The organism is Cedecea sp. (assembly GCF_036500665.1).
GTDB lineage: Bacteria > Pseudomonadota > Gammaproteobacteria > Enterobacterales > Enterobacteriaceae > Cedecea.
In genome coordinates this window covers 1-10,794 of the sequence record NZ_DASYBS010000094.1, presented here as the reverse complement: position 1 = coordinate 10,794, position 10,794 = coordinate 1, and the positions used below count along the sequence as shown (strand labels likewise).

Genomic DNA, 10,794 nt, shown 5'->3' with positions numbered 1-10,794 from the left:
AGCGATCGTCGGGAACGAATCGCGAACGACCCCGAATGTTTGGGTGATAGCCGGTGGGTTTACCGCTTCAGCGGCGATGAGCTTGCCGGGCGCCAGGGTTGCCAGGGAGATGGCGCTTTCTCCCTGGCACGTTCACCGTGCACTGAACGTGCAGGGAAAACGGCTCGCAAGGTGAACGGAAAATCTGGGGCTTGTAAATATCATCCCCAGAAAGGAGCAAAGGGAGCTTTGGCTATGGAACACCACAAACCCTCCCATACCCTTATTTCTTCACACTCAGCGTCTCCTGCTCCTCAAGCAGTTCTACCACTTCTTGCGGATCGTCCTGCGGAGCCGGCGCCTCGTGCATCCAGACCGAAATCAGGCGATAAGAAACCGCCAGCAGTACCGGGCCGATAAACAGACCGATCATCCCGAAGGCGATTAACCCGCCGATAACGCCAGAGAGAATCAGGATCATCGGCAAGTCTGCGCCCATACGAATGAGCATCGGGCGAATGACGTTATCCATAGTGCCTACAACACAGCTCCACACCAGAAGCACCGTACCCCAGGTGGTATCGCCGCTCCAGTACAGCCAGATAATGGCGGGCACCAGAATCACCAGCGGGCCAAGCTGAATCAGGCAGCTAAGCACCATCAGCACCGTGAGCAGGGCTGCGTAAGGAATACCGGAGACGGCCAGGCCAATGCCGCCCAGCACGCCCTGAACCAGCGCGGTGACGACGACGCCGAGCGCGACGGCGCGGATAGCCTGGCCTGCCAGCAGCACGGCGGCATCACCTCGTTTGTCCGCTAAGCGGAAGGCGAAGTGGCGAATACCGTTGCCCAGCGTTTCACCCTTCGCGTAGAGCAGCACGCTGAACAGCAGCATCAGGCCGAGGTGCATCAGCAGGGTACCGATGTGCACGGCCTGGCCGAGGAACCAGCTGGTGGTCGAGCCGATATACGGCCGAACCTTTTCCATAATCGCGCTGCCGCCGCTGTTTACCAGCGTATTCCAGCCGCTGTAAAGCTTGTCGCCGATGAGGGGAATGCTGTGCAGCCACTCAAAGGTCGGCAGCTCCATATGTCCTTTCGTCGCCCAGTTAATGACCGGGCCGCTGTTGTCCACCAGGCTGTTCACCAGCATGGCAATCGGAATAACGAACAGCATCAGCAGGAGCAGCGTCATCACCAGCACCGCGAGCGAGCGTTTTCCCCATAGAAGGTTTTGCAGTTTGATGAGCAGCGGCCAGGTGGCAATCACGATAGTCCCGGCCCAGGCAAACCCTAAAACAAAGGGGCGCACGATCCACAGACAGGCGATAATCATCACCGAAATAAACAGCACGGACAGCAGGATCTGCAGCAGATCCTTTGGCTGACTGACTTTAATCATAGGAAGAATCACCTCAATAAAATGCACCCGCGCTAAATTCGCAAGGTGATAATTTAATGATGATGTATTTCTTTGATTTTTGACAGGCGCAATTCGCATCCCATTATCTTAAATAACAGCCGCAAATCCTGACGGAATATGATAAAAACAAAACAGACACGCAAACGATAACTCTTACTAAGCAACACAGGGTCGACCCGTCAATGATCCCACAACTTTCTCAGGCACCTGGCGTCGTTCAGCTGGTGCTCAGCTATTTAGCATCACTGGAGCAACAGGGCTTTACCGGCGATACTGCCACCAGTTACGCAGACCGCCTGACCATGGCGACCGACAACAGTATTTATCAGCTGCTGCCGGATGCGGTGCTGTACCCTCGTTCAACCGCCGACGTCACGCTTATTACCCGCATTGCCTCAGAAGAGCGCTTTAACACGCTGGTGTTTACCCCGCGTGGCGGCGGGACGGGGACCAACGGCCAGTCGTTGAACGGCGGCATTGTGGTCGATATGTCCCGCTATATGAACCGTATTATCGAGATCAATCCCGAACAGGGCTGGGTGCGGGTGGAAGCGGGCGTCATTAAAGACCAACTTAACCAGTTCCTCAAGCCGCACGGCTATTTCTTTGCTCCGGAGCTTTCCACCAGTAACCGTGCCACGCTGGGGGGGATGATCAATACCGATGCCTCCGGGCAGGGCTCGCTGGTGTACGGTAAAACCTCCGATCACGTGCTGGGCGTGCGTGCCGTGTTGATGAACGGTGATATTCTGGATACCCACCAGATGGCGACGCCGCTTGCCGAAGAGCTGGCCCGCGAGGAGACAACGAGCGGAAAAATCTACCGCACCGTGCTTGAGCGATGCCGCAAACGGCGTCAGCTGATTATCGATAAATTCCCCAAACTGAACCGCTTCCTCACCGGCTACGACCTGCGGCACGTGTTTAATGACGATCTGAGTAAGTTCGATTTAACGCGTATTCTGACCGGCTCTGAAGGTACGCTGGCATTCATCACCGAGGCGAAGCTGGATATCACCCGGTTGCCGAAAGTGCGCCGCCTGGTGAATGTGAAATATGACTCCTTCGACTCAGCCCTGCGTAATGCGCCTTTCATGGTCGATGCCCGGGCGCTGTCGGTAGAAACCGTCGATTCCAAAGTGCTGAACCTGGCGCGGGAGGATATCGTCTGGCACTCGGTGAGCGAGTTGATTACCGACGTGCCGGATAAAGAGATGCTAGGCCTGAACATCGTGGAGTTTGCCGGAGATGACCAGGCGCTTATTGATGGTCAGGTGAGCGAATTGCGCGCGCGCCTTGATGCGCTGATGGCCGCAGGCGAGGGGGGCGTGATTGGCTGGCAGGTTTGCGATGAGCTTGCCGGCATCGAAAAAATCTACGGCATGCGTAAAAAAGCCGTTGGCCTGTTGGGGAACGCAAAAGGGCAGGCAAAACCGATTCCGTTTGCCGAAGATACCTGCGTGCCGCCGCAGCACCTCGCGGACTACATTGTTGAATTCCGTGCGCTGCTGGATAGCCATAACCTCAGCTATGGGATGTTTGGCCACGTTGATGCGGGCGTGCTTCATGTTCGCCCGGCGCTGGATATGTGTGACCCGCAGCAGGAGATGCTGATGAAAAGCATCTCCGACGACGTGGTGGCGCTGACGGCAAAATACGGCGGCCTGCTGTGGGGTGAGCACGGCAAAGGGTTCCGCGCCGAATACAGTCCTGCTTTCTTCGGCGAAACGCTGTATGAAGAGCTGCGCCGCATTAAAGCCGCGTTTGATCCGGAAAACCGCCTCAACCCCGGCAAAATCTGCCCGCCGCTCGGCGTGGACGACCCGATGATGCAGGTGGATGCCGTAAAACGTGGCACGTTCGACCGGCAAATCCCCATCGCGGTGCGAACCTCATGGCGCGGCGCGATGGAATGTAACGGCAACGGCCTGTGCTTTAACTTCGACGTGAAAAGCCCGATGTGCCCGTCGATGAAGATTTCAAGCAACCGCATTCATTCGCCGAAAGGACGCGCAACGCTAACCCGCGAATGGCTGCGCCTGCTGGCCGAGCGCGGCGTAGACCCGCTGCAGCTCGAAAAACAGCTGCCGGAACAGCGTGCCAGCCTGCGTGGGCTGATTGAGCGCACCCGCAACTCCTGGCATGCTAATAAAGGCGAGTATGATTTTTCCCATGAGGTGAAAGAGGCGATGTCCGGCTGCCTGGCCTGTAAAGCCTGTTCCACCCAGTGTCCGATTAAAATCGACGTACCGGAGTTCCGCTCTCGCTTCCTGCAGCTTTATCACACCCGTTATCTGCGTCCTCTGCGCGATCACGTAGTTGCTTCGGTTGAGAGCTATGCGCCGCTGATGGCACGTGCGCCGAAAACCTTTAACTTCTTTATGAGCCAGCCGTGGGTGCAGAACCTCTCCCGCCGGCATATCGGCATGGTTGACCTGCCGATGCTCTCCACGCCGACCTTGCAGCAGCAAATGGTTGGCCACCGCTCCGCTAACACGACGCTGGAACAGCTGGAGCGCTATTCTGACGAGCAGCGGGCGAAAACGGTGCTGGTAGTGCAGGACCCGTTCACCAGCTATTACGATGCTCAGGTAGTGGCAGACTTTATTAAGCTTGCGGACAAACTGGGCTTTGAGCCGGTGGTACTGCCGTTCTCGCCGAACGGTAAAGCACAGCACATTAAAGGCTTCCTGCAGCGTTTTGCCCGCACGGCGAGCAAAACCTCTGAGCTCCTTAATCGCATCGCGAAACTCGGCATGCCGATGGTCGGCGTCGACCCGGCGCTGGTGCTGTGCTATCGCGATGAGTATAAACAGACATTAGGTGAAGAACGCGGTGATTTTCAGGTTCAGCTGGTGCACGAGTGGCTCCAGACCGTGCTGAAAGAGCGGGAAGTACAGGGCGCAGGGGGAGAAGCATGGTACCTCTTCGGCCACTGTACCGAAGTGACTGCTTTACCGGCGGCCCCGAACCAGTGGGCCGGCATTTTTGCTCGTTTTGGCGCGAAACTCGAGAACGTCAGCGTTGGCTGTTGCGGCATGGCTGGCACTTACGGTCACGAGGTAAAGAATCTCGCTAATTCATTGGGCATCTATGAACTCTCCTGGCACCAGGCGATGCAACGCCTGCCGCGCAACCGCTGTCTGGCAACCGGCTACTCCTGCCGCAGCCAGGTCAAGCGCGTTGAGGGCAACGGCGTACGGCATCCATTACAGGCTCTTCTGGAGATTATCGGATGATTTGGCGACGTGAAGCCACGCTTGCCGCGCTCAATAAAATGGGCGCGAACAATATGGTCGGCCATGTAGGTATCGAATTTACGCGTTTTGATGACAACGAAATAGAGGCCACCATGCCGGTGGACGAGCGCACCCTGCAGCCGTTTGGCCTGCTGCATGGCGGTGCGTCGGTGGTGCTGGCGGAAACGCTGGGCTCCGTGGCAGGATACCTGTGCACCGAAGGCGAACAGAAGGTGGTTGGCCTTGAGGTAAATGCCAACCACATCCGTTCAGCACGCGACGGCGTTGTGCGCGGCGTTTGCCGGGCGGTACACGCCGGCCGTCGTCATCAGGTGTGGCAAATTGATATTTACGATCAGCAAGACCAGCTGTGTTGCACTTCTCGCCTGACGACGGCGGTGGTGTAAATCAATAGCTGAAATAAGCCCACGCTCAGCCATCAGGGGCGTGGGTTGTCCATTTGTAATTTCTTCATGTGATAATTTTCTTAAAAAACTATATATCCGCAGCTAATTTTGCTACAAAGCCCGCCGCAGGATGTTTATAAATTTAAGGACAAACTATGTGGATATTACTGGCTGCGGCCTTATTGGTTTTGCAATTTAATAAAAAGATTTCTCTCGGCTTATTATTGGCGACGGTGGTGTGGGGGGCCTTTGATGGCGTACTCGACTGGCGGGCGCTGGCTTCACTGGCGGTAATCACCGTGCTTGCCGTCGCTTATTTAAAAGCCGTAAACAGAAAACCCGTGCGCTACGCGCTTGAATTTTTGCTGGTTGTCGCCTCGGTAGCGCTGACCCTCCATGCTGTTCCCGGTTTCCATAATCCAAAGGTGCTGGACTCGGTTATTGCCGGGCCGCAAAGCGCGCCGTTCTCCATGTATTACAACTTCGACAAAGCGCTGGTGCCCTTTATTCTGCTGGTGGGGATGAAATCGCTGTTTGTCAGCGAGCCGAAATATCAGCCTGCGAAGTCCTGGTGGATCCTGCTGGTTGCGTTGATCCCCGGTTTGCTGCTGCTGGCGGTGGCGCTGGGTGGATTGAAGATTGAACCGCATGCCCCGCAGTGGCTGCTGCCGTTCCTGTTTGCCAATATCTTCTTTGTTTCACTGGCGGAAGAAGCGTTGTTCCGGGGCTATCTCCAGCAGCGTTTATCCGGCTTTATGCATCCGGTTATGGCGCTGATTCTTTCAGCCGCGATATTCGGTGGACTCCATTTTGCCGGGGGGCCACTGATGATTATTTTCGCTGCGCTTGCCGGTCTTATTTATGGCTTGGCGTGGATGTGGAGCGGGCGGCTATGGGTTGCCGTGGCGTTTCACGTCGGGCTGAACATTACCCATTTATTGCTGTTTACCTATCCTGTGCTGCGGCATGTGATGCCGTGATGGGTCGCGGCAATAATCTACGTGTTTTTTTATTGCCGCTATCACCTGTCATTTTATTGATATGAATTCAGGGCCGGCAAGTATCTATTTGGCGTTAGGCAGTGAGGAGAATTTCTCGCAGGGAAGGATCGGGATATAAAACTGGCATCGACAGGAAAAGTATTATTTCCTGAGATTCAATGCCAGTGTATTAGTGGTATTTAATTAAAGAATAAATGGCGTTGTAACTTTAAGGAATTAAAGCGGCTTCTTCTCACAGTAGACTGCGAAAGGATTCGCCTGCCCGCTCCACATCAGAATGGCCTGGAGTCCTGCTCCATATTCAGTGAATGCCCTGACCTGCACGTTTGGTAGCGGCTCCCCGGTATTTTTATGCGTGCCTTTGCAGGTATAATCTGACATCCAAAAGAACGCATGGGAAGAGAATGAACATGTCAGCAATAAGGCACTTGCAGCCATCATGGTAAGTTTACGCATAATTGGTCTTTCCTTAGTTTGATTAACAAGATTGATAATAACCAGCCGACACTCTTTGTCAGCGGTCATATCCATATTAGAATTTAAGTCTCGCCGCTGCGTGGAGTTTTTCCTGATAAATCTGCGTGATGATTTTTATTTTTGATTTTATTTTTGCGTCAATATAAATATTCAGCCCGCCACCTTGTGTCAATAATATACTCAGATGGTAGCGGCCCAAGTGTTACAATGAGCCCGTTATCACTGAATTTACTCATGGAAAAATACGGTATTTCTACCAGAGGCATCCAGGGGGCAGTGCTCTCCGGTGGGGAGCGTCGGCGTGCTCATTTTTCAATCAGTGAGCTAACGTTGATGTAACGTACGCTTTGCGGGCTGACAGCACCGGTGAGGAAAGTTCAACCGATTTGTGAACGCGACGAGAGCGAGGGATCTGATGGCGGTATGGCCTGCCAGCGCTGGCCGTAGGATGCATGGACGATTCGTCTGAAACGACTCAACTGCAATACGCGGGGATATTCATCATTACCGAAATGCACGACGGAATCATGGAGGCCTTCATTGAGCGAGACGATTATATTTGGTGGTGAATCTACGTATCAAATCCACGATCCCGTATACGCAGACCTTTAAATAGCATTCAGACGTCTTTAGCCCAGGCCTTGAGTCACCGCCTTAACAGCCTGACCACCAGCCATGCGCTCCCCACGATAGCGCATAAGAAAACAAGGGCGGGAAAGAACGGAATACCAAATAGTGTCCAGTTAAGGCCGAATAACCACGGCGTCATCACCATCATCAGCGCCGCTATCACAATGGCAAGTGCTAACGTTGATGCTGCCCGCTCCAGGGATTTGCCCAGTTGGCTAATGTTCTCAATGTTAATATCCGCGTGCAATTTGCCGTGGCGCAGCCTCTGCGTCACCAGCCGTAAAGTCTGCGGCAGGGCGTCTCCGCCATCCATAAGCTGATTGCCCAGTTTAAGCAGGCGTTTGCGGCTTCCGATACGGGTATAGCGTTTCCGCATCTCTTTTTTAATTACGGGACGCAGAATGCTGAGGATATCGAACTTCGGATCCATCCTCAGCAGCACGCCATCTGCAGTGATAAGTGCTTTAAAGAGCAGCACAAGATCGGGGGGCAGCGTCAATAAGCCACATGAGGACAACCCCATGAAGAAGCGTTTTTCCGACGAACAGATCATCAGTATCCTCCGCGAGGCTGAAGCCGGGATTTCTGCCCGTGAGCTCTGCCGTAAGCACGCCATTTCCGACGCCACCTTTTTCTCCTGGTTCATCTAGCGTAATTGTGCTGCTGGATACAAAAATTGTTTTAAGGGATACCGTTTTTGCAAAGTTTCACCTGGTTATCACGACAAGTTCCGGCAATTATACTATTTTTGGAGATATCTACGGGTTGAACTTGAAGCGTGCAGACTCCCAGACTTCAATCACAACCAGCATTACAAATAGCAATGGATTTGTAAGGCTGGAAATCGGTCCTTTCACCAGTACTGGCGGGGAGTACACACTAACAGGAACGGTGCAACTATGTTAAAAATGACCCCGCTAAGCGCTGAGGAATCCCCAGTAATGGGCGGGTAAAAAAAGACAGGCATAGAGTTTTGTGATCTACTGATTGTGCAACCAGTTCAATGAGATCACCTCTATGCCTGCCCGTCAATTATGTCAGAACTTCTTTCATGATGCTTTAGTGCCATTCCACAAATACCGACAAAATGCACTTCTTGATGCCACTGTTGCCTTAACCCGTGGTGCATCACTGACTCTGACCAGTATCGGGCGTTATTTACCCGGAACCGCTCAGGTTAAAAACAAAATTAAACGTGTTGATAGGTTGCTGGGGAATGAAGTGCTTCATCGCGATATTCCCCTGATTTTTAAGAGCATTATATCCATGCTGACAAACCCGTTATCACTGTGTGTCATCGCAGTCGACTGGAGTGGCTATCCATCACAGGAATATCACGTCCTCCGTGCCAGCTTGCTTTGCGACGGGCGTTCCATTCCGTTACTGAGCTGGATTATTCCTTCGCAAAAACAGCAAAATGTGCGAATTCAAAACGCATTCCTTGATGCTCTTGCCGATGCGGTAAACCCAAAAGCGCGGGTCATTATAGTGACTGATGCCGGTTTCCAGAATGCCTGGTTCAGTCATATAAAACAGTTGGGATGGGACTTCACTGGTCGCGTCCGGGGCAGGGTGAAGTTCAGACTACATAATACAGGTGAATGCTGGCACGACGTCTCCGATATCAAAGCTCAGAAACACCCGGTAATTAAAGCAGGGGAGCGCCCTGTCCATCTCGGGGCCGGGACGCTGGGACGAGCGGAATATGCACGCTGCAACGGACATTTTTATCTTCACAAATGGCCGTCCCGGGAACGCAAACATAAACATGCACGGTGTCGAATCCATCGTAAATCACAGGTCCGTGATGCCCGAAAAGCAGCAAAAGAGCCCTGGCTTATCTTCAGCAGTACAGACGACTTTAAGCCACGAGAAATAATGAAGTTATACAGTCGGCGTATGCAGATAGAGCAGAACTTCCGGGATGAGAAAAGCGAGCGCTTCGGGTTCGGGCTGCGGGCAAGCTACAGTCGTTCAGCGGAAAGAATGCTGGTCCTGAGCCTGCTGGCGACACTGAGCACAATAGTGCTGTGGCTTATAGGTTATCACGCTGAAAATAAAGGATTACATCTGAGGTATCAGGTCAACAGTATTAAATCGCGACGGGTAATTTCGTATCTGACGTTAGCGGAGAATATCATGCGACACTCCCCGCTAATATTAAGACGAACGGTGCTGAGCACCGTTCTTAACCACCTCGCCAGAGACTACCGGATTATGGTACTGGTTTATTAGCGCTGATTTATGGGGATCCCTCAGCGCTAAGCGGGGTTTTTAACAGTCAATGAGTTTTTGCTGCAAAATTTTTTGATAGCAATCTTTCCTAAATTTATGGATGGTGTCTCTATAAACCTAAAAATTAAGTAAGCAAAGGCTATAGACAAAGCTGTCATTAGTATAAGCCTCCCAATGCCTGGCCCTTGACTATAAACGGGCATGTCTGGACAGAATGTGCCCAGCACAGTGATCAAACCAGCATGGGAGATGTATAATGAGTAAGAGATGTCACCTAAGAAGTTCAACACCTTGTTTTCTTTCAAGCCCTTTTGTGCCTCATAAGACATGACGCCGAATACAAGCACTATCGCCCATAAACCGAAATTCATCGGGCCATAGAAAAAACGCCATCCTGACAAGAAGCAGGAAACATAAAAAGATACGCACAGGAAGGCAACAATGTTTACAATAGGAACTTTCTTCAGTAAAGATCTGAACTCATAAAGCAGCATTCCATAAACAAACTCAATCATCATAGGTGACGATATTAAGCGAAGAAAGCCTCCGGGTAGACTAGGGTCGTTGATGTTTGCTGCTGCTTTTCCATAAAAATCAAATTCACCATTAAAATGGTACTGAAGCAGGAACATTGGAACTATAAGCATTAATATACAAAGTGCAGTTCTATATTTATGGCTTATGGACATGGCAATCATAAATACCATATAGAAATAAATTTCGTATGTTAAAGTCCATGATGGAAGCAGAATGCTATATCCGAAAAATGGCGCTTCACTTGCATAGTTCAATTGAATTAATAATGCTGATTTTAAAAATACTGTCCAGTCAGCGGGTGCAACCCAATAGCAATACGCCAGCAGCATTATTATATAAGGTGGGTAAATCCTGAAAAATCTTTTCAAGAAATAGTTTGTTGTATTGTTTTGCGTTTTAGTTTTTGTAGAAAGCGCGATTATGAATCCTGATATTATAAAGAAAATATCAACACCGCCAGCGCCAGATAAAAATAACAAATCACCTAAGTTACTTTGAGCATAAACATGATTCAAGTTTTCTCTTAAGTGAAAGAAGACAACCGCTAGAGCCGCAAGACCCCTCAGATAATGTATGGAATTTATTTTGTTCATTAAGTCGCCACTATTTTAATGTTTACGATATTTTAAATGCCAATCTCATACTTGTCACTAAATGAAGTTATCAACTTGGTCGGTATTCCCACCGCCTGACATCTACCATCAGGTCATGAGTAAACCCACTCAGGTGCTGAGGGATCCCCATAAATCAGCGCTAATAAACCAACACCATATTTCGGTAGGTTTTGGCGAGGTGATTAAGAACGGTGCTCAGCACCGTTTGCTTTAAAATTAGCGGGGAGTGTCTTAAGACATTCTCCGCTAACG

At 51.3% G+C, this 10,794-nt stretch carries 8 protein-coding genes and 1 pseudogene; 5 read left to right on the top strand and 4 right to left on the bottom strand.

Annotation, left to right across the window (positions count from 1 at the left end):
• Positions 1-262: 262 nt before the first annotated feature.
• On the bottom strand, positions 263-1,381 hold the full coding sequence (gene ydiK / locus VGM55_RS14840) for an AI-2E family transporter YdiK (RefSeq protein WP_331635902.1): 1,119 nt from the start codon (positions 1,379-1,381) through the stop codon (positions 263-265).
• Between the two features lie 203 nt (positions 1,382-1,584).
• On the opposite strand from ydiK, the gene ydiJ reads away from it, so the two are divergent.
• From ydiJ to VGM55_RS14825, 3 genes are all read left to right on the top strand, one after another.
• Positions 1,585-4,641: a D-2-hydroxyglutarate dehydrogenase YdiJ gene (gene ydiJ / locus VGM55_RS14835; RefSeq protein WP_331635901.1), complete on the top strand. Its 3,057-nt coding sequence runs from the start codon at positions 1,585-1,587 to the stop codon at positions 4,639-4,641.
• Positions 4,638-5,048, top strand: coding sequence for a 1,4-dihydroxy-2-naphthoyl-CoA hydrolase (gene menI / locus VGM55_RS14830; protein WP_331635900.1), 411 nt, complete (start codon positions 4,638-4,640; stop codon positions 5,046-5,048). Before ydiJ ends, menI begins: the two co-directional genes overlap by 4 nt.
• Positions 5,049-5,203: 155 nt before the next feature.
• Positions 5,204-6,028: a CPBP family intramembrane glutamic endopeptidase gene (locus VGM55_RS14825; RefSeq protein WP_331635899.1), complete on the top strand. Its 825-nt coding sequence runs from the start codon at positions 5,204-5,206 to the stop codon at positions 6,026-6,028.
• Between the two features lie 237 nt (positions 6,029-6,265).
• Here the strand turns inward: VGM55_RS14825 and VGM55_RS14820 are convergent, their stop codons facing one another.
• Positions 6,266-6,505, bottom strand: coding sequence for a hypothetical protein (locus VGM55_RS14820; protein WP_154186135.1), 240 nt, complete (start codon positions 6,503-6,505; stop codon positions 6,266-6,268).
• Positions 6,506-7,172: 667 nt separating this feature from the next.
• On the bottom strand, positions 7,173-7,655 hold the full coding sequence (locus VGM55_RS14815) for a hypothetical protein (RefSeq protein ID WP_331635898.1): 483 nt from the start codon (positions 7,653-7,655) through the stop codon (positions 7,173-7,175).
• Between the two features lie 22 nt (positions 7,656-7,677).
• Between VGM55_RS14815 and VGM55_RS14810 the strand changes: the two are divergent.
• Positions 7,678-7,797, top strand: a pseudogene (locus VGM55_RS14810) (transposase); the annotation flags it as partial.
• Positions 7,798-8,173: 376 nt separating this feature from the next.
• Positions 8,174-9,391 carry an IS4 family transposase gene (locus VGM55_RS14805; RefSeq protein ID WP_331635897.1) on the top strand — a complete coding sequence of 406 codons (1,218 nt, stop codon included), beginning with the start codon at positions 8,174-8,176 and terminating at the stop codon, positions 9,389-9,391.
• Positions 9,392-9,417: 26 nt separating this feature from the next.
• On the opposite strand, the gene VGM55_RS14800 is transcribed toward VGM55_RS14805, so the two are convergent.
• The gene (locus tag VGM55_RS14800) at positions 9,418-10,521 is read right to left on the bottom strand and encodes an acyltransferase (RefSeq protein ID WP_331635896.1); all 1,104 of its coding nucleotides are present in this window, start codon (positions 10,519-10,521) and stop codon (positions 9,418-9,420) included.
• Between the last annotated feature and the right edge of the window lie 273 nt (positions 10,522-10,794).

Excerpts from the sequence above, each read along its gene's own strand:
- ydiK (WP_331635902.1), bottom strand. The coding sequence starts at position 1,381 with ATGATTAAAGTCAGTCAGCCAAAGGATCTGCTGCAGATCCTGCTGTCC.
- ydiJ (WP_331635901.1), top strand. The coding sequence starts at position 1,585 with ATGATCCCACAACTTTCTCAGGCACCTGGCGTCGTTCAGCTGGTGCTC.
- menI (WP_331635900.1), top strand. The coding sequence starts at position 4,638 with ATGATTTGGCGACGTGAAGCCACGCTTGCCGCGCTCAATAAAATGGGC.
- VGM55_RS14825 (WP_331635899.1), top strand. The coding sequence starts at position 5,204 with ATGTGGATATTACTGGCTGCGGCCTTATTGGTTTTGCAATTTAATAAA.
- VGM55_RS14820 (WP_154186135.1), bottom strand. The coding sequence starts at position 6,505 with ATGCGTAAACTTACCATGATGGCTGCAAGTGCCTTATTGCTGACATGT.
- VGM55_RS14805 (WP_331635897.1), top strand. The coding sequence starts at position 8,174 with ATGCCTGCCCGTCAATTATGTCAGAACTTCTTTCATGATGCTTTAGTG.
- VGM55_RS14800 (WP_331635896.1), bottom strand. The coding sequence starts at position 10,521 with ATGAACAAAATAAATTCCATACATTATCTGAGGGGTCTTGCGGCTCTA.